The 24682-nt window shown below is 66.8% G+C and carries 20 protein-coding genes; 7 read left to right on the forward strand and 13 right to left on the reverse strand.

What is annotated here, in order from left to right; genetic code table 11:
• The first annotated feature begins 64 nt into the window (after positions 1–64).
• Both LQ564_RS10075 and LQ564_RS10080 read left to right on the forward strand, forming a co-directional pair.
• Positions 65–3667: a hydantoinase B/oxoprolinase family protein gene (locus LQ564_RS10075; RefSeq protein ID WP_231057958.1), complete on the forward strand. Its 3603-nt coding sequence runs from the start codon at positions 65–67 to the stop codon at positions 3665–3667.
• Positions 3668–3684: 17 nt separating this feature from the next.
• The gene (locus LQ564_RS10080; RefSeq protein ID WP_231057959.1) at positions 3685–4263 is read left to right on the forward strand and encodes a hypothetical protein; all 579 of its coding nucleotides are present in this window, start codon (positions 3685–3687) and stop codon (positions 4261–4263) included.
• An 8-nt stretch (positions 4264–4271) separates the two neighbouring features.
• Here LQ564_RS10080 and LQ564_RS10085 read toward each other — a convergent pair whose 3' ends face one another.
• The 3 genes from LQ564_RS10085 to LQ564_RS10095 all read right to left on the reverse strand — a co-directional run bounded on the left by LQ564_RS10085 (position 4272) and on the right by LQ564_RS10095 (position 8131).
• A complete protein-coding gene (locus LQ564_RS10085) occupies positions 4272–5690 on the reverse strand; it encodes a carboxylesterase/lipase family protein (RefSeq protein ID WP_231057960.1) in 1419 nt (472 codons plus the stop codon).
• Between the two features lie 13 nt (positions 5691–5703).
• Positions 5704–6339 (reverse strand): class I SAM-dependent rRNA methyltransferase, encoded by a 636-nt coding sequence (locus LQ564_RS10090; RefSeq protein ID WP_231057961.1) that lies wholly within the window; start codon positions 6337–6339, stop codon positions 5704–5706.
• Positions 6340–6502: 163 nt separating this feature from the next.
• Entirely contained in the window at positions 6503–8131 is a 1629-nt protein-coding gene (locus LQ564_RS10095) for a tetratricopeptide repeat protein (protein ID WP_231057962.1), read from the reverse strand.
• Positions 8132–8321: 190 nt separating this feature from the next.
• Here LQ564_RS10095 and purL point away from each other — a divergent pair, with 190 nt between their 5' ends.
• Positions 8322–12347, forward strand: coding sequence for a phosphoribosylformylglycinamidine synthase (gene purL, locus LQ564_RS10100; RefSeq protein WP_231057963.1), 4026 nt, complete (start codon positions 8322–8324; stop codon positions 12345–12347).
• Between the two features lie 45 nt (positions 12348–12392).
• Here purL and LQ564_RS10105 read toward each other — a convergent pair whose 3' ends face one another.
• The 8 genes from LQ564_RS10105 to LQ564_RS10140 form a co-directional block, all read right to left on the reverse strand.
• Positions 12393–12584 (reverse strand): hypothetical protein, encoded by a 192-nt coding sequence (locus LQ564_RS10105; RefSeq protein ID WP_231057964.1) that lies wholly within the window; start codon positions 12582–12584, stop codon positions 12393–12395.
• Between the two features lie 11 nt (positions 12585–12595).
• A complete protein-coding gene (locus LQ564_RS10110) occupies positions 12596–12946 on the reverse strand; it encodes a hypothetical protein (protein ID WP_231057965.1) in 351 nt (116 codons plus the stop codon).
• 394 nt (positions 12947–13340) lie between these two features.
• Entirely contained in the window at positions 13341–14132 is a 792-nt protein-coding gene (locus LQ564_RS10115) for a peptidylprolyl isomerase (protein WP_231057966.1), read from the reverse strand.
• 83 nt (positions 14133–14215) lie between these two features.
• Complete coding sequence (locus LQ564_RS10120) at positions 14216–14995, reverse strand: peptidylprolyl isomerase (RefSeq protein WP_231057967.1); 780 nt, start codon at positions 14993–14995, stop codon at positions 14216–14218.
• Positions 14996–15155: 160 nt separating this feature from the next.
• Positions 15156–15434 (reverse strand): BolA family protein, encoded by a 279-nt coding sequence (locus LQ564_RS10125; protein WP_231057968.1) that lies wholly within the window; start codon positions 15432–15434, stop codon positions 15156–15158.
• Positions 15434–16063 (reverse strand): septation protein A, encoded by a 630-nt coding sequence (locus tag LQ564_RS10130; protein ID WP_231058146.1) that lies wholly within the window; start codon positions 16061–16063, stop codon positions 15434–15436. The genes LQ564_RS10125 and LQ564_RS10130 overlap by 1 nt, the downstream gene beginning before the upstream one ends.
• Positions 16064–16076: 13 nt before the next feature.
• The gene (gene msrB / locus LQ564_RS10135; RefSeq protein WP_231057969.1) at positions 16077–16472 is read right to left on the reverse strand and encodes a peptide-methionine (R)-S-oxide reductase MsrB; all 396 of its coding nucleotides are present in this window, start codon (positions 16470–16472) and stop codon (positions 16077–16079) included.
• A 25-nt stretch (positions 16473–16497) separates the two neighbouring features.
• On the reverse strand, positions 16498–18009 hold the full coding sequence (locus LQ564_RS10140) for a protein adenylyltransferase SelO (RefSeq protein ID WP_269143511.1): 1512 nt from the start codon (positions 18007–18009) through the stop codon (positions 16498–16500).
• A 173-nt stretch (positions 18010–18182) separates the two neighbouring features.
• Here LQ564_RS10140 and LQ564_RS10145 point away from each other — a divergent pair, with 173 nt between their 5' ends.
• Both LQ564_RS10145 and LQ564_RS10150 read left to right on the forward strand, forming a co-directional pair.
• Entirely contained in the window at positions 18183–19847 is a 1665-nt protein-coding gene (locus tag LQ564_RS10145) for a 3-(methylthio)propionyl-CoA ligase (protein WP_231057971.1), read from the forward strand.
• A 62-nt stretch (positions 19848–19909) separates the two neighbouring features.
• On the forward strand, positions 19910–20311 hold the full coding sequence (locus tag LQ564_RS10150) for a hypothetical protein (RefSeq protein ID WP_231057972.1): 402 nt from the start codon (positions 19910–19912) through the stop codon (positions 20309–20311).
• Here the strand turns inward: LQ564_RS10150 and LQ564_RS10155 are convergent.
• Complete coding sequence (locus tag LQ564_RS10155) at positions 20284–21084, reverse strand: hypothetical protein (RefSeq protein WP_231057973.1); 801 nt, start codon at positions 21082–21084, stop codon at positions 20284–20286. The genes LQ564_RS10150 and LQ564_RS10155 overlap by 28 nt on opposite strands.
• 145 nt (positions 21085–21229) lie before the next feature.
• On the opposite strand from LQ564_RS10155, the gene LQ564_RS10160 reads away from it, so the two are divergent.
• Together LQ564_RS10160 and LQ564_RS10165 are read left to right on the forward strand one after the other, a co-directional pair.
• Positions 21230–23317, forward strand: a complete 2088-nt coding sequence (locus LQ564_RS10160) for a 3-hydroxyacyl-CoA dehydrogenase NAD-binding domain-containing protein (RefSeq protein WP_231057974.1) — start codon at positions 21230–21232, stop codon at positions 23315–23317.
• 104 nt (positions 23318–23421) lie between these two features.
• Positions 23422–24315: a hypothetical protein gene (locus LQ564_RS10165; RefSeq protein WP_231057975.1), complete on the forward strand. Its 894-nt coding sequence runs from the start codon at positions 23422–23424 to the stop codon at positions 24313–24315.
• On the opposite strand, the gene LQ564_RS10170 is transcribed toward LQ564_RS10165, so the two are convergent.
• Positions 24266–24649, reverse strand: a complete 384-nt coding sequence (locus tag LQ564_RS10170) for a DUF1622 domain-containing protein (protein ID WP_231057976.1) — start codon at positions 24647–24649, stop codon at positions 24266–24268. The genes LQ564_RS10165 and LQ564_RS10170 overlap by 50 nt on opposite strands.
• Between the last annotated feature and the right edge of the window lie 33 nt (positions 24650–24682).

The following is a 24682-nucleotide window of genomic DNA, read 5'->3' on the forward strand; positions in this document are numbered from 1 at the left end:
CGCCAAGCCGGTCGCGCGCTGCGACTAGAATAGCGGGATCGACAGCATACGCAGGAGCAGCATCATGGACTGGCAGTTCTGGATCGACCGCGGCGGCACCTTCACCGACATCGTCGCGCGCAGGCCCGACGGGCAGCTCGTCACGCACAAGCTGCTCTCCGAAAACCCCGAGCAGTACCGCGACGCCGCGGTGGCCGGCATCCGCCACCTGCTCGGCGTCGCGCACGGGGAGGCGCTGCCGGCCGGCCAGGTCGAGGCAGTCAAGATGGGCACCACGGTCGCCACCAATGCGCTTCTCGAGCGCAAGGGCGAGCCGACCGTGCTGGCGATCACGCGGGGTTTCCGCGATGCGCTGCGCATCGCCTACCAGAACCGTCCGCGCCTGTTCGACCGCCACATCGTGCTGCCCGAGCTGCTGTACGGTGACGTCATCGAGGTCGACGAGCGCATGGGCGCCCACGGCGAGGTGGTGCGCGAACTCGACGAGCCGGCCACGCGCGCCGCGCTGCAGGCGGCCTACGACAAGGGCCTGCGCGCGCTCGCCATCGTCTTCATGCACGGCTACCGCTACACGGCGCACGAGGCGCAGGCGGCGCGCATCGCGCGCGGCATCGGCTTCACGCAAGTGTCGGTGTCGCACGAGGTCAGCCCCCTGCAGAAGCTGGTGGCGCGCGGCGACACCACGGTGGTCGACGCCTACCTGTCGCCGATCCTGCGCCGCTACGTCGACCAGGTCGCGAGCGAGCTGCCCGGCGTGAACCTGCAGTTCATGCAGTCCAGCGGCGGGCTCACCGACGCGCGCGCCTTCCAGGGCAAGGACAGCATCCTGTCCGGCCCCGCCGGCGGCATCGTCGGCATGGTGCGCGCCAGCCGCCTGGCCGGCTTCGAGCGCGTGATCGGCTTCGACATGGGCGGCACCTCGACCGATGTTTCGCACTATTCCGGAGAGTTCGAACGGGTGTTCGAGACCCAGGTCGCGGGCGTGCGCATGCGCGCGCCGATGATGAGCATCCACACGGTGGCGGCCGGCGGCGGCTCGATCCTGCACTTCGACGGCGCGCGCTACCGCGTCGGGCCGGACAGCGCCGGCGCCAATCCGGGCCCGGCCAGCTACCGGCGCGGCGGGCCGCTGGCGGTCACCGACTGCAACGTCATGCTGGGGAAGATCCAGCCGCAGCACTTCCCGCGCCTGTTCGGTCCGATGGGCATCGACGCGCTCGACACCGAGGCCGTGCGCGCCGGCTTCGCCGCGCTGGCGCAGGAGATCGGCGCGAGCTCCGGGGCCGCGCCCGCGCCGGAAGAGGTGGCCGAGGGCTTCATCCGGATCGCAGTGGGGAACATGGCGAACGCGATCAAGCAGATCTCGGTGCAGCGCGGCCATGACGTCACCGAGTACGCCCTGACCAGCTTCGGCGGCGCCGGCGGCCAGCACGCCTGCCTGGTGGCCGATGCGCTGGGCATGAAGACGGTGTTCATCCATTCGCTGGCCGGCGTGCTGTCGGCCTACGGCATGGGCCTGGCCGACCAGACCGCGATGCGCGAGCGCGCCATCGAGCAGCGCCTGGCCGAACTGGGAAGCGACGCGCTGGCGCGGGAACTGGCGGTGCTGGGACAGGATGCGCAGGACAGCCTGCGCAAGCAGGGCGTCGCCCAGGATCGCATCGAACTGGTCCGGCGCGTGCACCTGCGCTACGAGGGCACGGATTGCGCCATCGTCGTGCCCTTCGCCGACCCGGCGGCGATGCAGGCGGCGTTCGAACAGGCCTACAAACGCCGCTACTCCTTCCTGATGCCGGCGCGCGGCCTGGTGGTCGAGGCGGTGTCGGTGGAAGCGATCGGGCGCTCGGACGCGCCCACCGAAACCCGGTCGGACGTGGTGTCGGAAGGGATCCGGCCGCAGGCCGGCGAAACCGTGCGCATGTACAGTGGCGGCGCCTGGCACGACACCGGCGTCTACCTGCGCGAAGCGATTGGGCCCGGCGACGTCGTGCGCGGCCCGGCCATCATCGCCGAAGCGAATGCGACCACGGTCGTGGAGCCGGGCTGGCAGGCCGAGGTCACGCCCTGCAACCACCTGGTGCTGGAGCGGGTCGAGGCGCTGCCCGAGCGGCGCGCCATCGGCACCACCGCCGACCCGGTGATGCTGGAGATCTTCAACAACCTGTTCATGTCGATCGCCGAGCAGATGGGCCTGCGCCTGCAGAACACCGCCTACTCGGTGAACATCAAGGAGCGCCTGGACTTCAGCTGCGCCATCTTCGACGCCGGCGGCAACCTGGTGGCGAACGCGCCGCACATGCCGGTGCACCTGGGCTCGATGGGCGAGAGCATCAAGACCGTGATGCGCAGGAACGCGGGCAAGATGAAAGCCGGCGACGTCTACGTGCTGAACGACCCGTACAACGGCGGCACCCACCTGCCGGACGTCACCGTGATCTCGCCGGTATTCGACGAGGCCGGCGAGGAGATTCTGTTCTACGTCGGCTCGCGCGGCCACCACGCCGACATCGGCGGCACCACGCCCGGTTCGATGCCGCCGGACTCGCACCACATCGAGCAGGAGGGCGTCCTGATCGATAACTTCAAGCTGGTCGACGGTGGCGACGGCATCCTGCGCGAAGATGCCGCTCGCATTCTGTTGACGAGCGGGCGCTATCCGGCCAGGAATCCCGACCAGAACATGGCCGACCTGCGCGCCCAGGTCGCCGCGAACCAGAAGGGCGTCGAGGAGCTGCATCGCATGGTCGCGCATTTTGGGCTGGACGTCGTGCGCGCCTACATGGGCCACGTGCAGGACAACGCGGAAGAAGCGGTGCGGCGCGTAATTTCCGCACTGAAGGACGGCAGCTACGGCATCGAGCTCGATAACGGCGCGCGCATCGAGGTCGCGATCCGCGTCGACCAGCTGGAACGCAGCGCGGAGATCGACTTCACCGGCACCTCGCCCCAGTTGCCGAACAACTTCAACGCGCCGTCCGCCGTCTGCATGGCCGCGGTGCTGTACGTGTTCCGCACCCTGGTCGACGACGAGATTCCGCTGAACGGCGGCTGCCTCAAACCCCTGAAGGTCATCATCCCGCCGGGCTCGATGCTGAACCCGCATTATCCCGCCTCGGTCGTCTCGGGCAACGTCGAGACCTCGACCTGCATCACCAACGCCCTCTACGGCGCGCTGGGCGTGATGGCGGCCAGCCAGGGCACGATGAACAACTTCACCTTCGGGAACGCGCGCTACCAGTACTACGAGACCATCTCCGGCGGCTCGGGCGCGGGCGAAGGCTACGACGGCACCGACGTGGTCCAGACCAATATGACCAACTCGCGCCTGACCGATCCGGAAATCCTCGAGTTCCGCTTCCCGGTACGGCTGGAGAGCTACGCCATCCGCCACGGCTCCGGCGGGGCAGGACGCTGGCATGGGGGCAGCGGCGGCACCCGCAAGGTGCGCTTCCTGGAGCCGATGACGGCGGCGATCCTGTCGAACAACCGGATCCACGCGCCGTTCGGCATGGCCGGCGGCGCGCCCGGCGAACGCGGACGCAACACTGTGCTGCGCGCGGACGGCGGCGTCGAGACCATCGGCCACGTCGGAAAGCTCGACATGGCGGCCGGCGACGCATTCATCATCGACACGCCGGGCGGCGGCGGCTTCGGCGCCCCTGACTGATCATGCGGAAGGAGATCATGCGTTCATCACTATTCCCCCTGATGCTGTGCGTTCCGGCCCTGGCCCTCGGCCAGGCTGCCGACCCAAACCAGGTGCCCAGGGAACTCAAGCCATTCGCGGCGGAGAACGAATCGATCCTCGCCTACGGATACGCCGACCTGAATGGTGACGGCACACGCGACGTCGTCTTCATCGTCGAGCCAAAGAAGACCAATGACGAAGGCGTGCGTACCTTGAAGATTGCGATCCGCATGCCCGGAGGCGCGCTCAAGGTGGTGAAACAGAATCGCAAGGTGGCGTTCTGCCGCTCCTGCGGCGGCGTGTTCGGCGACCCGTTCGAGGGCTTGTCCGCGTCCACCAAGGGTTTCTCGGTCAGCCACTACGGGGGCAGCAACTGGCGCTGGGCGAACAGCTTCAGCTTCGCCTACTCGAAACGCGACAACACCTGGCAACTGGTCGAGGTCGAGGAGTCCTCATTCCACACATCGAACCCGGACGACATGAAGACCAAAACCTACAAGCCGCCGCGCCACTTCGGCAAGATCGACATCGCCGACTTCGACCCGGACAAGTTCCAGGGCGTCGGGCCCAAGTAGCGCGCGCCTCAGCGCTTGCCGGACGCCGCGTCGATCTCCGCACCCCACGGATCCTTGAGCGCAACCGGCTTGCCGTCCGCTGCGAAGTCGACGATCTGGTCCCCGGCGCGCGTATGACGCGGCCAGGCCGGCAGCGCCGCGCCGTTCGGATTGCCGGTCTTCGCGAAGTTCGCCAGGTAGCCGCTCATCGCCTTGCCCATGCCGATATCGAGGGCGTCGGCCTGCGCGCCGTACTTCACGTCCACGGTGTCGAAGAAGTAAGGGATGTCGCTCGCATGCTGCGCGCCCGGCTGGCCGATCGACTTCGCCACATACGAGAAGCGGTAGGCATACACCGGCGCGCCGGCGTCGGCCAGCAAGCCGGCCAGCTTGCGCGCGCCGGCCACCATGAAGCCGGTCTTGCCGCCGATGTCAGCACTGGTCGCGCCGATCATCACCGGCACCTTCTGGAACCGCCCTTCGGCGAATGCGGCGGCGCCGTCGACCACCAGCTTGCCTTCGGCGAAAGGCCCGTGATAGGTCGGCATCCCCTGGCGCGAGAAGTTCGCGAGGTTCAGGCCGTCCACCACCGCCTCGGGCGGCAGGGCGCGCAGCTTGCTCAGCGCGGCCGGATCGTCGGCCTGGATGCCCTTGCCGGCCGCGAAGGCGAGGCCGATCTTCTCGGCATACACCAGGGTGGTCGGCTGCATGCCGCCGTCGCCACCCGACATCACGACGGCGCGCGCGAACAGGCCGTTCGCCATCGGCGAGGTGAGCAAGGCGTTGACCGCCATGCCGCCCGCCGATTCTCCGACGATGGTAACTTGCTTCGGATCGCCGCCGAAGGCCGCGGCATTGCGCTTGACCCACTGCAGCGCCGCCAGCTGGTCCATCAGACCGTAGTTCCCCAGCGGCGTCTTGCCCGCATGCTCACGCGTCAGCTGCGGATGCGCGAAGAAGCCGAAGCGTCCCAGGCGGTAGTTGATGCTGACCACCAGCAGCCCCTGGCGCGCCAGCGGTGCGCCCGAATAGGTCGGCGGCGAGGCGCCGCCGTTGACGAAGCCGCCGCCGTGGATCCACACCAGCACCGGCAGTTTCGCTTTCGCGCCCGCCGGCTTCCACACGTTCAGGAACAGGCAATCCTCGCTGGGCGTGGTGCCAAGCGGCGCGGCGTCGCTGGGGAAGGGCAGCTGCATGCAATCCGCGCCGTAGGCGGACGCATCGCGCACCTCGCGCCAGGCCGCGACCGGCTGCGGCGGGCGCCAGCGCAGGGCGCCGGTCGGCGCGGCCGCGTAAGGAATGCCCTTCCAGCTGGCCACCCCGTCGCCGACCGTCCCGGCAACCTTGCCGCTGTCGATGGCGACGACGTTGGTCACGCCGGCGTCGGCCCAGGCCAGGGGCGCGGCGAGCAGGAGGGGCAGAAGGGCGGAGCGTGGCGATTGGGGCATCTTGTGAATCTCCTCAGCGTGGGTAGGTGAAACCGGTACGGATATCCATCGGCAGCAGCCGCTCGCCGTCGCGCACCATCAGGCGCTGCGGCGGTTCTTCGCCCGCCAGCACGCGCGCCTTGAACGGCAGTCCTTCCGCGTCGCGCATCGACTTGTCGCTGCGCTCGTAGACGTTGGCGCAGCCGGTTTCCTTCATCAGCGCCTGCACGATCGGAATCTTCCAGAACTCGACGCCGCCGGCATTGAACTGGCAGATCAGATAGCCCGAGGCGCCGCCATGGCTGTGCACCTGCAGGCCGGACAGGCCGTCCTGTTCGCCGTCGATCAGCTGGACCAGCGCCTGCGGATCGGCTTTGCGTAGGGCCTCGATGCGGCGCTCGACGCCCGCCTGGACGCGGCGCTTGATCAGCGCATGGTCGACCGGCTCGTCTTCACGCAGGGTCCAGACGCGTCCGGCGATCTGCGACTTGGCATTGTAGGCGGCGCGGGCCAGGAACTGGCGCGAGGAAGACTGCACCAGCGCGGTGGCGCCGATCTTGCTGCGTTCATGGGGCTTGCCCTCGACCTTGTCGATGGCCGACAGGTAGATCCACGGGTCGCCGGCGAGGAGGGCTTTTTCCTTGCCCTGTTTGATGGTGATGATGAGCATAGACAGCTTTCGTTGCGAGTGCCGGATGATACAGCAACGCGCTGTTCCTATTGTTAACCGCAAGACCGTCGCACCGGCGCAGGCCGGTGCCTAATTTTGCGAGCGCATTGGTAACGCACGCAAACTTGGGTTCCGGCCTGCGCCGGAACGACGTGCTTGGGCCTCAGGTCGAAATACCGTAGCGGCGCTTCGCGTCCAGGAACTCCTTGGTCAGCGCCACCAGACGCGGGTGGTTCGGATCCAGCGCCCGCAGCCGCTCGATCTGCTCGTTCGCCACCTCGCTGAGCGTATGGTCCCACCCCAGCTCGTTCACCTGGCGCAGGATGCCGCCGGCCACCGCTACCATCACCTGCAGGTTCCCCGGCGCCATGTGCAGCGCCTCCAGCAGGGTCTGCACCGCGCCGCGCACGTCGCCCATATTGCGCTTCTCGTCGGCCACGCCGAGCAGGATCTGGGCTTGCGCGCGCAGCTGGGCGCCCATGCCGTCGGCCAGGTCGGGGCGGCCGGCGCGCACGAACACCCCCATGGCGTCGTCCACGCTCACCGGGCTGGAGACGTCGTGCATCACGGCCATCAGGACGTTCGAGGCCTGCTCGTCCATCTGGTGTTCGAGGCAGGCCTCGGCCAGGCCGATGCGCAGGTTCGAGGACAGGCCATTGCTGGTGCGCGCCGCGCTGGCCGCCATCTGCAGCTCGGCCACGGCCGCGCTGACGTTGCCCATCCTTTCGTGCAGCAGGGCGCTCGAATACGACTTGCAGGCGTCGACGTCGGCGCTGCCGCGCATCGAGCGTTCCAGGTCGCGGATCACGCCGCCCGCGCCCTGCACGTCGCCGCGCGTGACCATCGCCTTGACCAGGTTGACGTGGTCTTCCGGGTTGCGAAATTCCGAGTACTTGGCCTTGGTGACGACCTGCTTGAAGGACTTCTCGGCCGCCAGCGCGTCGCCGTTTTCCAGCGCGACCTCGCCGAGTTTACGCAGGCGGCGCACCATGTGCGGCGAGATCGACACCGCGTCTTCCAGCACCTTCTGCGCTTGCTTCACGGCGCCGAGCTTTTCGTGGCAGCGCGCCAGCAGGTCGTAGGCCGCCATCAGGCGCGGATTGGCCTGCACCAGCGCATCCAAGGCCTCGCGCGCTTGCTCGACCTGGCCCTGCGCGAACATCGTGCGCGCCAGGCCCAGGCCGGCCCAGCCGACCGGCCGCTCGGCCAGCACGTCGCGGTAGATGCTGCCGGCCTGCGCGTGCTCGCCGACCGAGACGTGCAGCTCGGCCTTCAGGCGCAGGAAGTCGAGCGCATAGCGCGGGCTGGCGATGGCCGCGGTGGTGCAGGCGCGGATCGCGTCGATCGGCTTGCCCTGGGCGGCGAGCTGCCAGACCGGGAGCAGGGCGGTGCGGCGCTCCAGCGCGCGCTTGATGCGGCTGCCGAGCACCTCCACCGTGAACGGCTTCAGAACGTAGTCGGTCGGGGTCAGTTCGGCGGCGCTGACGACCTTGTCGTAGACGCCTTCCGAAGTCAGCATGATGAAGATGGTCGAGGCCGTGATCAGGCGGTGGTGGCGCAGGTCTTCCAGCAGCTGCTGGCCGTCCTGGCCGTCGCCGCCGGGGCCGCCCAGGTCGTACTCGCACAGGACGATGTCGTAGGCCCGCTTGCCGAGCTGCTTGATCGCCATGCTGGCGTTGATCGCCGACTCGACCTTGCTGATGCCGGACTGGTTCAGCATGTTCTGCAGGCTGCCGCGCATGCCCTGGTTGGGATCCACGATCAGGACCGACAGGTTCGCATTCTCTTGCATCTTCGCTTTCCGTTCCCCAAATTGTTGTCTTTATATAGCGCTTACGATACCGATAACTTCCCTACGGATCAAGAAATGTCCGTTCTACAATGAATGCCGAGGGTGGAATGCATCGCTGCATTGCAACACTGTATAATAGCGGGCTATCTTCCACCCTAGCAGCCACGCTGCATCAACCGACTTCTCAGCCATGTTGATTCTGCCGGGTTCCAACGCCCTCTCTGCCTTCCGTAGCCAACGCCTCCTGTCGCAACTCCAATCGGTCGCTCCATCGATTGCCGCAGTCCAGGCGCGCTTCTACCACTTCATCGACAGCAGCGCACCGCTCAGCGTGGAGGACACCGAGCGCCTGTCGGCCATGCTCACCTACGGCGAGCCGGCCGCCCAGACCCTGTACGAGGGCGTGACCGAAGAGTTCTTCGTGATCCCGCGCCTCGGCACGATCTCGCCATGGGCCTCGAAGGCCACCGACATCGCGCACAACTGCGGCATGACCCACGTGCACCGCATCGAACGCGGCATCGGCTACACCGTGGTCCTGAAAAGCGGCCTGCTCGGCACCGGCATCGGCGCCCCCAAGAAGCTGGACGACGACGAGATCGCCCCCGTCGCCGCGCTGCTGCACGACCGCATGACGGAATCGGTGTTGCGCAATGCCGACGAGGCCTCGCGCCTGTTCGACGAACTCGCAGGCAAGCCGCTCGAGACGGTGGATGTGATCGGGCAGGGCCGCGAGGCGCTGGTGCGCGCGAACACGGAGCTGGGCCTGGCGATGTCGATCGACGAGGTCGACTACCTGCTGGATGCCTTCACCAAGGCGCAGCGCAACCCGACCGATGTCGAGCTGATGATGTTCGCCCAGGCGAACTCGGAGCACTGCCGGCACAAGATCTTCAACGCCGACTGGATCATCGACGGCGTGAAGCAGGACAAGTCGCTGTTCGGGATGATCAAGAACACCCACCAGCTGAACCCGCGCGGCACCGTGGTCGCCTACAGCGACAATTCCTCGATCATCGAGGGCGCGACGGTGACCCGCTTCTTCCCGCGCCAAGGCCAGGAATACGGCGCCTCGGCCGAGCTGACCCACACCCTGATGAAGGTCGAGACCCACAACCACCCGACCGCGATCTCGCCGTTCCCGGGCGCCTCCACCGGCGCCGGCGGCGAGATCCGCGACGAGGGCGCGACCGGACGCGGCGCCAAGCCGAAGGCGGGCCTGACCGGCTTCACGGTCTCGAACCTCCTGATCCCGGGCGCCGAGCGTCCGTGGGAAAACGCGAGCGACGTCAGCAAGGGCGAAGCCGGACGCGTGGACGCGGTCTACGGCAAGCCGGAGCGCATCGCGTCGCCGCTGCAGATCATGATCGACGGCCCGATCGGCGGCGCCGCCTTCAGCAACGAATTCGGCCGCCCGGTCCTGGGCGGCTACTTCCGCTCGTATGAGCAGAACGTCGGCGCCGCCAACGCGGTCTACGGCTACCACAAGCCGATCATGATCGCGGGCGGCATCGGCAACATCTCGGCCGCGCACACGCACAAGGACGAGATCCCGGTCGGCAGCCTGCTGATCCAGCTCGGCGGCCCGGGCATGCGCATCGGCATGGGCGGCTCGGCCGCCTCCTCGATGGCGACCGGCACCAACACCGCCGACCTGGACTTCGATTCGGTCCAGCGCGGCAACCCGGAGATGGAGCGCCGCGCCCAGGAAGTCATCAACGGCTGCTGGCAGATGGGCGAGGACAATCCGATCATCTCGATCCACGACGTCGGGGCCGGCGGCCTGTCGAACGCCTTCCCGGAGATCGTCAACGACGCCAAGCGCGGCGCGCTGTTCGACCTGCGCAAGGTGCCGCTGGAAGAGAGTGGTCTGGCGCCGAAGGAAATTTGGTCGAATGAGTCGCAAGAGCGATATGTGTTGGCAATTTCGCCAATGGACCTCGATCAATTTGCCGCCCTGTGCGAGCGCGAGCGCTGCCCGTATGCGGTGGTCGGCACCGCGACCGAAGAGCGCCAGCTGCGCGTGATCGACCCTGAGGCCGGCAACAACCCGGTCGACATGCCGATGGACGTCCTGCTCGGCAAACCGCCGAAGATGCTGCGCGACGTCGAGCATGTGAAATACCAGTTCCCGGCGATCGACCTCACCGGCATCGCGTTGGAGGAAGCCGCGCGCCGCGTGCTGCTGCTGCCGACCGTGGCCGACAAATCCTTCCTGATCACCATCGGCGACCGCACCGTCGGCGCCATGACGGTGCGCGACCAGATGGTCGGCCCGTGGCAGGTGCCGGTCGCCGACTGCGCGGTCACCGCGATGTCCTACGAGGGCTTCGTGGGCGAGGCGATGGCGATGGGCGAGCGCACCCCGCTGGCCGTGATCGACGCCGCCGCATCGGGCCGCATGGCCGTGGGCGAGGCGATCACGAATATCGCCGCCGCCGCGATCGAGCAGATCGGCGACATCAAACTGTCGGCCAACTGGATGGCGGCCTGTGGCCAGCCGGGCCAGGACGCCGCGCTGTTCGACACCGTCAAGGCGGTCGGCATGGAGCTGTGCCCGGCGCTGGGCGTGTCGATTCCGGTCGGCAAGGATTCGCTGTCGATGCGCACCACCTGGAACGACGATGGCGCCAGCAAGGCCGTCATCTCGCCGGTATCCCTGATCGTCTCGAGCTTCGCGCCGGTCTCCGACGTGCGCCGTTCGCTGACCCCGCAGCTGCGCACCGACCTCGGCGACACCGCCCTGATCCTGGTCGACCTGGGCCGCGGCAAGAACCGCCTCGGCGCATCAAGCCTGGCGCAGGTCACCCAGCAGATCGGCGACAGCGTGCCGGACGTCGATTCGCCGGAAGACCTGAAGGCCTTCTTCAACGCGATCCAGCGCCTGAACAAGGAAGGCAAGCTGCTGGCCTACCACGACCGTTCGGACGGCGGCCTGTTCGCGACCCTGACCGAGATGGCCTTCGCCGGCCGTACCGGCGTGTCGGTCAACCTCGACATCCTGACCATGGAAGGCGAGCACGCCTCCGACTGGGGCGACGCCAAGAACTGGGCGACGCAAGTCGGCGAGCGCCGCAACGAGATGACCCTGCGCGCACTGTTCAGCGAAGAGCTGGGCGCGGTGGTGCAGGTGCGCGCGGAGGACAAGCAGGCCGTGATGGCCGTGCTGCGCGAACTCGGCCTGGGCGCCTGCAGCCACATCATCGGCAAACTGAACGACCGCGGCGCGATCGAGTTCACCCGCGACGCCAAGGTGATCTACTCTGCCCGCCGCAGCGAGCTGCACCGCCTGTGGAGCGAGACCAGCTGGCGCATTGCGCGCCTGCGCGACAATCCGGATTGCGCGGACCAGGAATACGAGCGCCTGCTGGACGAGCAGGATCCGGGCATGTCGCCGATCCTGACGTTCGATCCGAGCGTGAACATCGCCGCGCCCTTCATCGCGACGGGCGCCCGTCCGCGCGTGGCCATCCTGCGCGAGCAGGGCGTGAACTCGCACATCGAGACCGCCTGGTCGATGCACCAGGCCGGCTTCAGCGCCGTCGACGTGCACATGAGCGACCTGATCGCGGGCCGCGCGAAACTGGAGGACTTCCACGGCGTGATCGCGGTGGGCGGCTTCTCCTACGGCGACGTGCTGGGCGCGGGCGAGGGCTGGGCCAAGACCATCCTGTTCAATCCGCAGCTGGCCGACCAGTTCGCCGCCTTCTTTGCGCGCAAGGACACCTTTGGCCTGGGCGTGTGCAACGGCTGCCAGATGCTGGCCAACCTGAAGCCGATCATTCCGGGCGCGCATGCGTGGCCGAAGTTCACCCGCAACAAGTCGGAACAGTTCGAAGCGCGCTTCGGCATGGTCGAAGTGCTGGACTCGCCGTCGATCTTCTTCCAGGGCATGGCCGGCACCCAGGCGCCGATCGCCATCGCCCACGGCGAAGGCTTCGCGGACTTCTCGCTGACCGGCGACGTCAATGCCGCAGTGAAAGCGCTGCGCTACGTCGACAACCGCGGCCAGGCGACCGAAACCTATCCGTTCAACCCGAACGGCTCGCCGGGCGGCCTGACCGCCGTGACGACCGAGGACGGCCGCTTCACGGCGATGATGCCGCACGCCGAGCGCGTGTTCCGCACGGTGGTCCATTCGTGGGCGCCGGATGCGTGGAGCGACGCGGCGCCGTGGGCGCGCATGTTCCAGAACGCACGCAAGTGGCTGGGTTAAGATGATGAAAAAGCGCTTCCTCGGAAGCGCTTTTTTTTCGGGAGCCTAGCTGCCCCAGATCGGTTCGTCCTTGCTGCCGTTCCCGCCCGGCGTGCCCGGCGGAATGCCGGCGCCGGCGCCCGCCGACGTGCCGTTGTCCTGGCCCGGCTGCTTGCCGCCTCCGGCGCCGCCCGGTTGCTGGACTTGGCCGGGCTGGCCGCCGCCGGCGCCCGGCACTGGTTTCTGTTCCTGGTTCATGGTGCCTCCCTTCAGTCGTCGCCGGCCGAGTTGCTCATATTGCTGTCGGCATTCGGGGCCTGGTTCCCCAGGTCGCCGCCACCGGCGCCGCCGGCGATCCGTCCCGCGGCAGCTTCATTCGAACGGATGCCGGCCACGCCCGGCGCCACCGGCTCGGTCGCGCTGCCCTGGCCGCTCTGCGGCTTGCCCGGCGGATTCACCTGGGCTTCCGCCGACGAGCTGACGATGCCGCCGCCACGGCCGGCGGGGTTGGGGGTGTAGTGGCCGGCATTCGAGGTGCCGGCGCCCGGCATCGGCATGTCGTCGCCCGGGCCGCCGCGGCCGGCGTCGCGCTTGCGATCCTGATCCTTGTTCTGGTTCATGCTGTTCTCCTCATGGATGGCTTTGGGACCATGGTAGCGCGGCTGGCCAAAGTCTCAATAGGAGCACGGGTGACGGGGGCGTAGGAGGGGACGCACGCAGGCTACTCCGAAGTCGCTGATCGTTGGGGAGATGCACTCTCAACCAAGGTCATGCGCGCCACAGGCGCCCATGACTCCCGGCGCAGGCCGGGACCCAATTCCAGTGCACAGTGAGAACCCGAGCGTAGCCGGTACGCGTGCAAACCTGGGCCCCGGCCTGCGCCGGGGCGACGTTGATAGGTGTAGCGTCGGGTATGACGCCGCGAACTGCGGCGAAGCCAGCACTGGATTCGACATGGTCAGGCAATAAAAAAGCGCCCCCTCGGGAGCGCTTCTCGATCAAACCAACCGGTTCTTACTGAACCTTGGCCTTCTTGACCAGGCTTTCGCGGTACTGCGCCAGCTGGCGCTGCTGCAGTTGTTCCGCGACCTGCTGCTTGACTTCGTCCAGGGCCGGGATCTTGGCCTGGCGCACGTCTTCCAGCTTGATCACGTGGAAGCCGTACTGGGTCTTGACCGGCGTATCGGTGATAGCGCCTTTTTGCAGGGCGACCATGGCTTTCGAGAACTCAGGCACGTAGTTGGCCGGGCTTGCCCAGTCCAGGTCGCCGCCGTTCTGGGCCGAGCCGTCTTTCGACTGGGCCTTGGCCAGGTCTTCGAACTTGGCGCCGCCCTTCAGCTTGGTGATGATGCCCTTGGCTTCGTCTTCGGTCTGGACCAGGATGTGGCGTGCGTGGTATTCCTTGTCGCCCACGGCAGCCTTGTACTTGTCGTACTCGGCCTTGATGTCGGCATCCTTGACCGGGTTCTTCTTGACGTAGTCCGCGAGCATGGCGTTGATGATGATGCTCTGGCGGGCATTGTCGATCGCTGCCTTGACGTCGGCGCGGCCGCCGACGCCTTGCTTGTCGGCTTCCTGGATCAGGACTTCGCGGCCGATCAGGTCTTTCTTGATGGCGTCGCGCAGCTGCGGCGAATCGGTGGCGCGGCCTTGCGCGACCACTTGCTTGACCAGCTGGTCAACCTTTGCCGCCGGGATGGCCTTGCCATTGACGGTCGCGACGTTCTGCGCGAACGACGGCGCGGCAACGAAGGCGCCCAAGGCGAGAGTGAGTGCCAAGGACAGGCGGGCTGGCTTCAAAATCATTGTTAAGGTCCTATCTAAACACGAATAAAAGTTCGCCGCGGGCGGCAATAACCGGTGCTTCGCAGCACCGGCGGTAGTACATCTTACTGCACCTTTGCCTTTTTGACCATTTGCTCTTTATAGGCTTCGAGCTTCTTCTGCACCAGCGAATCGGCGATCTGCGGCTTGAGTTCGTCAAGGGTCGGCAGCTTGGCGGCGCGGGTGTCGTCCAGCTTGATCACGTGGAAGCCGTTGGCGGTCTTGACCGGGTTCTCGGTGACGCCGCCTTTTTGCAGGCCTGTGAAGCCGGCTGCGAATTCAGGCGGGAAGGCGGCCGGCACGGCCCAGTCCAGGTCGCCGCCGTTGTTGGCGGTGCCGGTGTCCTTCGACTGCTTGGCCAGCTCTTCGAACTTGGCGCCGCCCTTCAGCTTGGCGATCACGGCCTTCGCGTCGGCTTCGTTTTCCAGCAGGATGTGGCGCACGTGGTATTCCTTGTCGCCGGTCTGCTTCACGAAACGGTCGTACTCGGCCTTGATCTCGGCGTCGCCCACCGGGTTCTTGGTGATGTAGTCCTTGGCCAGCTGGTTGACGACGATCGCCTGGCGCGCGTTGTCGAGGGCCTGCTTCACTTCCGGCTTCTTGTCGTAACCCTGCTTGACCGCTTCCTGCATCAGCACTTCGCGGGCGATCATCTCGTTCTTGATGGCGAGACGCAGCTGCGGGGAATCCTGGCCCTGGCCAGCCGCGACCATCTGCTTGACCGCTTCCTCGACGCGCGAGGTCGGGATCGGCTTGCCGTTGACCACGGCGAGGTTCTGCGCGAAGGCAGGCGCCGCGCTAACGGCGATCAGAGCTAACAGCAGGCGTGCTGGCTTAAAAGTCATTTCTGGGATTCCTTGGGGGGATGAGCTTGGACGGGAATTGCTTCGTTCTTGGATGTGTTCTTGCACTTCGAGTTCTGGTACTTCGCGTTACATATTGTCTGCCACTATTCTTAAAGCTGACTGAAGCCGGCAGGTTGCCCAACCGGCTTGCAGCTCACCCTTAAGCTTGTTCCGACGGCGCAATCGCCGTGATCGCCAGGGCATGGATTTCCGCCTTGTTGATCATTTCGTGAACGGCATCATACACAAGACGATGCCGCATGACCAGCGTCAGGCCCGCGAACTTCTCAGAAGCAATTTTAACGCTGTAATGACCGCCGCCCGAGGCCGCCCCCGCATGGCCGGCATGCAGGTGGGAATCGTCGGTAATCTCGAGCACGGTGGGCGAGAGCTCCGCCTGCAGGCGCTCGCGCAGGCGTTCGGTACGGTTCTGGTCCATCAGGCGTCCTCCTGGATGTGTTTGGAAAGGAATAGCGATTGAATGATGATGAAGGCGAACAGGATGCCGCTGATGCCGAACAGCTTGAAGCTGACCCAGGCGCCGGTATCGCTGCGGAACACCACGAAGGCCATCAGGAGGTTCAGCAGGCCGATGCCGATGAAGAAGGCGACCCAGGCGTAAAGTACGCGGGTCCACACCGCGTCCGGCAGGTTCATGGCCCCGCCCAGGGCCGAGCGCATCAGGTTCTTGCGGTAGATCAGTTGGCCGAACAGCAGCGCCGCGGCGAAGGCCCAGTACAGGATGGTCGGCTTCCACTTGATGAAGGTGTCGTCGTGGAAGTAGATGGTGGCGCCGCCGGCGACCACGACCACGCCCAGCGACAGCCACAGCATGCCGTCGATTTTCTTGCGGCGCACCAAGAGGTAGACGATCTGCAGCACCGTGGCCACGATGGTGGCGGCGGTGGCCAGCAGGATCGGCGACTGCGCCGCCGGCACGTTGCCGCCGGCGATCAGGAAGCCGAGGTAGTCGCTGACGATGCCGTGGGCCCATTCCGGGTTGTTTTCACCGACCTTGTAGATGCCGAAGAACAGGATCACCGGCAGCATGTCGAACAAAAACTTGATCATGTACGTTTCCTCAGCGGGGTTCGAAGCGCAGCGCGGCCGAGTTGATGCAGTAGCGCAAGCCGGTCGGCGGCGGGCCGTCCGGGAACACATGGCCGAGGTGGGCGTCGCAGACGGCGCAGATGATCTCGGTGCGCACCATGCCGTGGGTACGGTCGGTTTTCTCGATCACGTTGTCCGGGTCGAGGGCGCGGAAATAGCTGGGCCAGCCACAGCCGGAATCGAACTTGGCGTCCGATTCGAACAGCGGAGTGTTGCAGCACACGCAGGTATAGATGCCGTGCTCGTGGTGGTCCCAGAACTTGCCGGTGAAGGCGCGCTCGGTGGCGGCGTGGCGGGTCACCTGGTATTCCATCGGGTCGAGCTGGGCGCGCCATTCGGCGTCGGTTTTCGTCACTTTGTCGTTCATATCGGTCTCGCTTGGTGAGAATCGTTCAGGAAGAGCAGCTCACTTCGAGGTGGGCTGCCCAGTCGGGCGGCAGGGCCGCGTAGGCGTCATGTTCCGGCTGTTCGTCGAAGGGGCGCTCGAGGATGGCGAGCAGCTTGTGCACCTCGGCATAGTCGCCGTGTTGGGCTTGCTCGATGGCGTTCTGGGCCAGGTAGTTGCGCAGCACGTACTTCGGATTGACCCGGTGCATGGCGGCGCGGCGCGCGGCGTCGGCGCTGCCTTCCTGGCGCAGGCGTTCGCGGTACTGGACGGCCCAGGCGTCGAAGGCGGCGCGGTCGAGGAACAGGTCGCGCAGCGGCGCGTCGCTGGCCACATCGCCGTCGACCTGCAGGTCACCCAGGCGGCGGAAGAACAGCGTGAAGTCGGCGTGATTCGCCTGCAGCAGGGTGAACATGCCGTCGAACAGGGCTTCGTCGCCGGGGCGCGCGTCGAGCAGGCCGAGCTTGGCGTGCAGCAGTTCGTCGAGCCTGGCGCCGAATGCCGGACGGTAGACGTCGAGCGCTTCTTCCGCTTCCTCGGGGGTGCCGATCAGCGGCAGCAGGGCGTTGCCCAGCGCATAGCAGTTCCAGTGGCCGACCGGCACCTGGTTCGCATAGGAATAGCGGCCGCCCTGGTCGGTATGGTTGCAGATGTGCTTGGCGTCGAAGGCTTCCATGAAGCCGAAGGGGCCATAGTCGAGGGTCAGGCCGAGGATCGACATATTGTCGGTGTTCATCACGCCATGCATGAAACCGACCGCCTGCCAGCCGGCGATGGTGTGTGCGGTGCGGCGCGTGACTTCCGCCAGCAATTCCTTGTACGGGTTGGCCGCATCGAGGAACTCGGGATACCAGTTCCGGATCACATGGTCGGCCAGGGTCTTGAGCTCGTCCGGCTTGTTACGGTAGTGCCAGTGCTCGAAGGAGCCGAAGCGGATGAAAGTCGGCGCCATGCGGGTGACGACGGCCGCAGTCTCGACGTTCTCGCGCATGACGCGCTGCGGCGAGCCGGTCAGCATCAGCGCGCGGGTAGTCGGGATGCCGAGCGCCGCCATCGCTTCCGAGCACAGGAATTCGCGGATCGAGGAGCGCAGCACGGCGCGGCCGTCGCCCATGCGCGAATAGGGCGTGAGGCCGGCGCCCTTGAGCTGGACTTCCATCCGTCCTTCCGGACCATCGAGGTCGCCCAGCACGATGGCGCGGCCGTCGCCGAGCTGGCCGGCCCAGACGCCGAACTGGTGCCCCGAGTAAACGGCGGACAGGGGCTGCGAACGCACCGCCACCTTGTTCCCGCTGAAGACCTCGACGAAGTCGTCGCGCGTCAAATCAGCCGGGTCGAGCCCGGCCAGCGCCGCGGCGGGTGCGCTGGCGGCGATGAAGGAGGGCGACGGCAGCGGCGTCGGCATCAGCCGCGTGTAGAACGCGGGCGGCAACTCGGCGAAGGAGTTGGTGAAGGGGATCTCGTCGGCGGTAATGGCAGCTCCAATCGGGAATGGCCGTGGTTCGACCGGTATTGGCAGGATTCTACCGTACCCGGGCGGATACCATGCGCCACGGGTGCGCCGCCCGGGCGCGCGAACCGTGCTTGAGCATGCTGCGTCGCGTCATCGAATTGGATTGACGCGGCCCGGCCGTGCAGCTGAAACTCGACATTACCTTGCAAATTTTGCCAGAAGGTTACAGGAAGGGAAGCATGACCGAGTATCCGATGAGCCCGAATTCAACGCCGCTCTTGGGGCAGATGATGGACCAGCCGCTGCTGGTTTCCAGCATCATCGCGTTCGCCGCCCGCCACTACGGCGCCAACGAGATCGTCTCGCGCCGCGTCGAGGGCGACATCCACCGTTATACCTACCGCGACTGCGAAGTGCGCGCACGGCGCATGGCGCAGGCGCTTGCCGGCCTCGGCGTCAAGCCGGGCGACCGGGTCGCGACCCTGGCCTGGAACGGCTACCGCCACCTGGAGCTGTACTACGCGGTGTCCGGCTCGGGCGCCGTGCTGCACACCATCAACCCGCGCCTGCATCCGGAACAGATCGCCTACATCGTCAACCACGCCGAAGGCCAGTACCTGTTCTTCGACATGACCTTCCTGCCGGCCATCGAGGCGATGGCGCGCCAGTGCAAGACCATCAAGGGCTACGTCGCGATGTGCGACCGCGCCCAGATGCCGAAGGATACGAACATTCCGATGCTGCTGTGCTACGAGGACCTGATCGCATCCTCATCCGGCGAGTACGCCTGGCCGCAGTTCGACGAACGCTCGGCCGCGGCCCTGTGCTACACCTCGGGCACGACCGGCAACCCCAAGGGCGCGCTGTACTCGCACCGCTCGACCGTCCTGCACGCCTATGCCTCCGGCATGCCGAACGCCCTGAACGTCTCCGCCAGCGACGTGGTGCTGCCGGTGGTGCCGATGTTCCATGTGAACGCCTGGGGCCTGCCGTATTCGGCGCCGCTGGCCGGCGCCAAGATGGTGTTCCCGGGGCCGGCACTGGACGGCAAGTCGCTGTACGAGCTGTTCGAGGCCGAGGGCGTGACCTTCTCGGCCGGCGTGCCGACCGTCTGGCTCGGCCTGATCAACTACCTGGTCGAGAACGACCTGCGCTTCTCGACCTTCCGCCGCACCGTGATCGGCGGCTCGGCCTGTCCGCCGGCGATGATGGACACCCTGATCGACCGCTTCGGTGTGCAGGTGGTGCACGCCTGGGGCATGACGGAGATGTCGCCGCTCGGCACCAGCTGCACCCTGATGGCGAAGCACCGCGCGCTGCCGACAGGCGAGCAGCGCGCCATCCTGCGCAAGCAGGGCCACGCCATCTACGGCGTCGACATGAAGATCGTCGACGACGACGGCAGCGAGCTGCCCTGGGACGGCACGACCTACGGCCACCTGCTGGTGAAGGGGCCGTGGGTGGTCTCTGGCTACTTCAAGAGCGAGGGCGGCGAGGTGCTGCAGGACGGCTGGTTCCCGACCGGCGACGTCGCGACGATCGACCCGGACGGCTATCTGGCGATCACCGACCGCAGCAAGGACGTGATCAAGTCGGGCGGCGAGTGGATCGGCTCGATCGACCTGGAGAACATCGCCATGGCGCACCCAAGCGTGCTGCAGGCGGCCTGCATCGGGGTGGCGCATCCGAAGTGGGCGGAGCGCCCGCTGCTGGTGGTGGTGCGGCGGCCCGGCCTCGCGGTGTCGCGCGAAGAGCTGCTGGCCTGGTTCGAGGGCAAGGTGGCGAAATGGTGGATTCCGGACGACATCGTGTTCACCGACGCGCTGCCGGTGGGCGGCACCGGCAAGATCCAGAAGAACAAGCTGCGCGAAGCTTATCAGGGGCACCGGCTGCCGACCGCCTGAGGCGCGCGGGTGTTCAGGCAGTTGCGTATACTGTCTGATCCATTCACCTGTCCCATGCAACGATGAAAACGACCCTGGTCCTCTTCTTCCTGACGATCCAGTCGAGCTACGCGAACGATACCGAATCGGACGCGACGCCGGCCATCTTCGACACCGTGCAGTTCTACGCCGCGGGCGACGCGGCCTGGCGCATCAAGACCTATGCCATGGACGAGGACGTGCATTTCTGGTCGCTCGGCGAACAGGTGGACGATATCGTGGCGCTGGCCAGGCGCAGCACCGAGAAGCATTACGGCGACGTGCTGGCCGAGGCCTACGTCATCGAGACCGAGGACGGCATCGAGGGACTAAAGCGGGAGCTGGCCGACCGCGGCCTGGAAACGAACCTGGAGTTGCCGCCGTTCGGCGCCGTGTTCTGGGCGCCGGCCGGGACGCGCTATCGGACGAAATCGGAACCGGAATAGGCGCCGCCGGAACGTCCGGTACTGCCTGCATCGAAGTCGGTAGAACCGCCCGCTAGTTTCTGACCTTGCAGCACATGTCGAAAGGTCGGCTCGATATTCATCGCGTGCAGGTGGCGCACGATGTCTTCGAGCGTCGCGTCCTTCAGCAGCAGCCCTGCGGTCGACGCTGTGGGGCCCGGCGCGATGACCGGCGCATCGCTTGCCGCCTCGTTCTGCTTGAGCGCCACCAACGCGTCGAAGAACTGCGCCTTGCCGATGCTTTTCAAGCCCTCCAAAAACGCCAGTTGCGCGTGCAGCGGCGGTTCGATCTCCAGCCCCGCTTCCTCGGCGAAGGAGGCGCCCATGCCCGGGTGGATGAAGGCCGCCCATTTGCCGGACACCGGGTTCAGCGCGGGCGGCAGCTGCACCTGCTCGCTGATCGCGAGTTCCAGTTCCGGGAAATGCCGCTCGCGCAGCATGGACACGAAACGGCGCACGTCGCCCTCCGGCGCCGGCTCGTCCAGCGACAGCCACAGCCGGTAGCCGGAGCCGCCATCGATGCTGACGGCCGGCGGCGGGAAGCCGAAGGTCTCCTGCAGGGCGTTCGCCACCGCGCACAGCTTGTGCCAGTGCTGCTCCGGCGCGCCGTCGCGCAGGCGGGGGAAGTCGATGACGATCGCGCGGCTCAGCCCGTCGCCGGACACCAGCGGCACGCGGCCGTGCGCATCCTGGCCGGCCGGCGCGGCGCCCGGCATAAGATAGAGGCGGGACAGTTGTGCGAACAGTTTTTCCATGGGTGCGGACGATGTGAAAAGAGGGCGTTATTCTGGCATACGCGGACTCTGCCAGAAAATAATACGCTCGTTCTTTTATTTGAGGTATAGTTCAGAAGATCACACAGGGGGCGCAGGCCCGCCACACACAAGGAGAACAAGAGACATGAGCGCCGACTACACCGTCCAGGGCAGCGTTGCCGTAGTGACCCTGAATAATCCGCCGGTGAACGGCCTGGGCCTGGAGACCCGGACCGCCGCCGTCAACGCGATCCGCCAGGCCGAGAGCGACGATGCCGTCCGTGCGATCGTCATCACCGGCGCCGGCAAGGCGTTCTCCGGCGGCGCGGACATCCGCGAGTTCAATTCGCCCAAGGCCCTGACCGAGCCGACCTTGCACAGCCTGATTCGGGTGGTCGAGAACAGCAGCAAGCCGACTGTCGCCGCGATCCATACCGTGTGCATGGGCGGCGGCCTGGAGCTGGCGCTGGGCTGCAACTACCGGGTGGCGCTGCCGGGCGCCCAGATCGCGCTGCCGGAAGTGAAGCTCGGCCTGCTGCCGGGCGCCGGCGGCACCCAGCGCCTGCCGCGCGTGCTGGGCCTGGAGATGGCGCTGAACATGGTGGTGTCGGGCACCCCGGTGGCGTCCGAGAAGCTGGCCGGCACCGCGCTGTTCGACGAGGTGTTCGCGGCCGGGACCGAGCTGCTGCCGGCGGCGATCGCCTTCGCCGAAAAAGTCGCCGACGTGCGGCCGCTGCCCAGGGTGCGCGACCGCAAGGTCGACTATCCGAACCACGAGGCCTTTTTGCAGTTCTCGCGCAATACGGTGAAGGCCATGGCCGGGCCGTTCCCGGCGCCTCTGGAGTGCGTCGAAACGATCGCCGCCTCGGTGACCAAACCGTTCGAGGAAGGCCTGAAGTTCGAGCGCGAGCGCTTCCTGCACCTGGCCCAGACCCCGGAATCGAAGGCGCTGCGCCACGCCTTCTTCGCCGAGCGCGCCGCCGGCAAGGTGCCGGACGTGCCGGCGGATACGCCGGTGCGCAAGATCGAACGCGCCGCCGTGATCGGCGCCGGCACCATGGGCGGCGGCATCGCGATGAACTTCGCGAACGCCGGCATTCCGGTGACGATCCTGGAGACCAGGCAGGAAGCGCTGGACAAGGGCCTGGCCACCATCCGCAAGAACTACGAGAACACGGTCAGGAAAGGCAAGCTGACGCAGGAGAAGTGCGAGCAGCGCATGGGCCTGATCAGCGGGACGCTGGCGTATGAGGACATCGCGCAGGCCGACATCGTGGTCGAGGCGGTGTTCGAGGACATGGGCGTGAAGGAGTCCGTGTTCCGCAAGCTCGACGAGGTCATGAAGCCGGGCGCGATCCTGGCGTCGAACACTTCGACCCTGGACCTGGACCGCATCGCCGCCCTTACTTCGCGCCCGCAGGACGTGATCGGCCTGCACTTCTTCAGCCCGGCCAACGTGATGAAGCTGCTCGAGATCGTGCGCGGCAAGCAGACCGGCAAGGACGTGCTGGCCACCGCGCTGGCGCTGTCGAAGAAGATCAAGAAGACCGGCGTGGTCTCCGGCGTGTGCGATGGCTTCATCGGCAACCGCATGCTGGAGCAGTACCTGCGCCAGGCTTTCTTCCTGCTGGAGGAGGGCGCGCTGCCGGAGCAGGTCGATGCGGCGATCGAGAAATTCGGCTTCGCGATGGGCCCGTTCCGCATGAGCGACCTGGCCGGCAACGACATCGGCTGGTACATCCGCAAGCGCCGCGCCATCGAGTCCCCGGATATCCAGTATTCGAAGACCGCCGACCTGCTGTGCGAGCAAGGCCGCTTCGGCCAGAAGACCGGCGCCGGCTGGTACGACTACCAGGCGGGCGACCGCAAGGCTTATGCTTCCCAATGGGTGAACGACATGATCGTGCGGCACTCGGCGGACATCGGCGTGGAGCGCCGCGCCATTCCGGACGCCGAGATCGTCGAGCGCCTGTTGTATGCGCTGGCGAACGAGGGTGCGAAGATCCTGGAAGAGGGGATCGCGCTGCGCGCCTCGGACATCGACATGGTGTACCTGACCGGCTACGGCTTCCCGCTGCATCGTGGCGGCCCGATGTTCTACGCCGACTTCATCGGCCTGCCGAACGTGCTCGCGTCGATCCAGAAATATGCGCGCGGCCGCCATGGCGCGGCGTGGCAGCCGGCGCGGCTCCTGGTGCAGCGCGCCGAGGAGAACCGGGGCTTCAACGCCTGAGCTGCCGGGTAAATCACGCTTCGTGGCCCGGAGCGTGACATTTCGCTGGTTTTGAAAGGCCGGCGGCGTGCTATCGTCGCCGCTGGCTTGTTTCGACGACAGCGATGCATTCACCTTCTTTGATCCGGACCGATGGCGCAGCACTATGCTTGCGGCGCTTCCTCCAGCCATGGCTGCTGGCTTTCTGCGCGGCGCTGGCCGGCTGCTCGCTCGACGCCTGGATCGGCATGGTCGCCTCGCCCGAGGAGCAGGCGCGCGCCCGCAGCCACGTCGACCATCTGCGCGCCCGCGACTTCGACGCGATCGAAGGCGCGCTGCGCGCCGACTTGCGCACGCCCGAGCTGCGCCCGGCATTGGAGAAGATGGCAGCCATGGTGCCGGCCGGTGAGCCGCGTTCCGTGCAAACCATCGGCGCCTCCAGGAACCGCAACGCCGGCGTCAGCTCGCTGACCCTGAGCTTCGAATACGAGTTCGCCAGCGGCTGGATGCTGGCCAACGTCACCACCGAGACGAGAGACGGCGCCGCAGTCGTGAGCGCATTCCACGTGGTGCCGTCTACCCGGTCGCTGGCGGACGAACACCGCTTCGACCTGGCCGGGAAATCGGCGCTGCATGTTGCCGTGCTTGCCGCCGCGGTGGCCGCGGTGGCGCTGACGCTGTATGCGCTCTATCTCTGCGTGCGCACGAAGGGTCTGGCCTACAAGGCGCTGTGGATCGTGTTCATCCTGTTCGGCTTTGGCCGGCTCGCGATCGAGTGGAGCAGCGGCGCGTGGGGATTCCATCTGCTGCACCTGCAACTGCTTGGCGCAAGCTACATGGCGCCGCTCGGAGCTCCCCCGGTCCTGAGCGCCTCGCTGCCGGTCGGCGCCATCGTGTTCCTCGCGCGGCGCTGGAACGGCGCGCTTCCGATGAAGAAGGGCGCGGCCGGCGGCGTTCGGCAAGCGCAGGTCACGGACGATCCGGCCGGGGCGGTGCGCCCGTCGCCTCCGCGGGACTAGCGCCTTCGGCCTGCAGCTCCTTGCTCAGGAAGTAATTCAGCGCGGTGCGGATCACCGCGATCGCCGCCAGCTTGCCGATCCGGTCCCAGGTTGGCGCCACCGAGGTCGAGAGGATGTCGGCCGCCAGCTGCAGTTCCAGCGCGAGGGTCAGGTAGCGCGCGAACGTCAGGCGGATCGGCCCGAAGTTGCCGCCGCGATCGGACAGCAAATGGCGCGCCAGGGCCACCACCACGACGACGATGCCTGCGGCGATCACCAGCGCGCCAAGTCCTTCCACGAACAGGCGCAGCCACTCCACGGATGCCTGGACCTGTCCCTCGACCTGTTCGAACACGTGTTCTCTCCCGGATCATCTGCCGGTGCGTCA

Origin of the sequence: Massilia phyllostachyos, assembly GCF_021044825.1 — a bacterium.
Classification (GTDB): Bacteria; Pseudomonadota; Gammaproteobacteria; order Burkholderiales; family Burkholderiaceae_D; genus Telluria; species Telluria phyllostachyos.

Bases quoted from the DNA above. Each gene is read 5' to 3' on its own strand.
- LQ564_RS10085 (WP_231057960.1), bottom strand. From the start codon at position 5,690: ATGCCCCAATCGCCACGCTCCGCCCTTCTGCCCCTCCTGCTCGCCGCG.
- LQ564_RS10090 (WP_231057961.1), bottom strand. From the start codon at position 6,339: ATGCTCATCATCACCATCAAACAGGGCAAGGAAAAAGCCCTCCTCGCC.
- msrB (WP_231057969.1), bottom strand. From the start codon at position 16,472: ATGAACGACAAAGTGACGAAAACCGACGCCGAATGGCGCGCCCAGCTC.
- purL (WP_231057963.1), top strand. From the start codon at position 8,322: ATGTTGATTCTGCCGGGTTCCAACGCCCTCTCTGCCTTCCGTAGCCAA.
- LQ564_RS10110 (WP_231057965.1), bottom strand. From the start codon at position 12,946: ATGAACCAGAACAAGGATCAGGATCGCAAGCGCGACGCCGGCCGCGGC.
- LQ564_RS10145 (WP_231057971.1), top strand. From the start codon at position 18,183: ATGACCGAGTATCCGATGAGCCCGAATTCAACGCCGCTCTTGGGGCAG.
- LQ564_RS10075 (WP_231057958.1), top strand. From the start codon at position 65: ATGGACTGGCAGTTCTGGATCGACCGCGGCGGCACCTTCACCGACATC.
- LQ564_RS10095 (WP_231057962.1), bottom strand. From the start codon at position 8,131: ATGCAAGAGAATGCGAACCTGTCGGTCCTGATCGTGGATCCCAACCAG.
- LQ564_RS10115 (WP_231057966.1), bottom strand. From the start codon at position 14,132: ATGATTTTGAAGCCAGCCCGCCTGTCCTTGGCACTCACTCTCGCCTTG.
- LQ564_RS10160 (WP_231057974.1), top strand. From the start codon at position 21,230: ATGAGCGCCGACTACACCGTCCAGGGCAGCGTTGCCGTAGTGACCCTG.
- LQ564_RS10105 (WP_231057964.1), bottom strand. From the start codon at position 12,584: ATGAACCAGGAACAGAAACCAGTGCCGGGCGCCGGCGGCGGCCAGCCC.
- LQ564_RS10150 (WP_231057972.1), top strand. From the start codon at position 19,910: ATGAAAACGACCCTGGTCCTCTTCTTCCTGACGATCCAGTCGAGCTAC.
- LQ564_RS10080 (WP_231057959.1), top strand. From the start codon at position 3,685: ATGCGTTCATCACTATTCCCCCTGATGCTGTGCGTTCCGGCCCTGGCC.
- LQ564_RS10165 (WP_231057975.1), top strand. From the start codon at position 23,422: ATGCATTCACCTTCTTTGATCCGGACCGATGGCGCAGCACTATGCTTG.
- LQ564_RS10120 (WP_231057967.1), bottom strand. From the start codon at position 14,995: ATGACTTTTAAGCCAGCACGCCTGCTGTTAGCTCTGATCGCCGTTAGC.
- LQ564_RS10125 (WP_231057968.1), bottom strand. From the start codon at position 15,434: ATGGACCAGAACCGTACCGAACGCCTGCGCGAGCGCCTGCAGGCGGAG.
- LQ564_RS10155 (WP_231057973.1), bottom strand. From the start codon at position 21,084: ATGGAAAAACTGTTCGCACAACTGTCCCGCCTCTATCTTATGCCGGGC.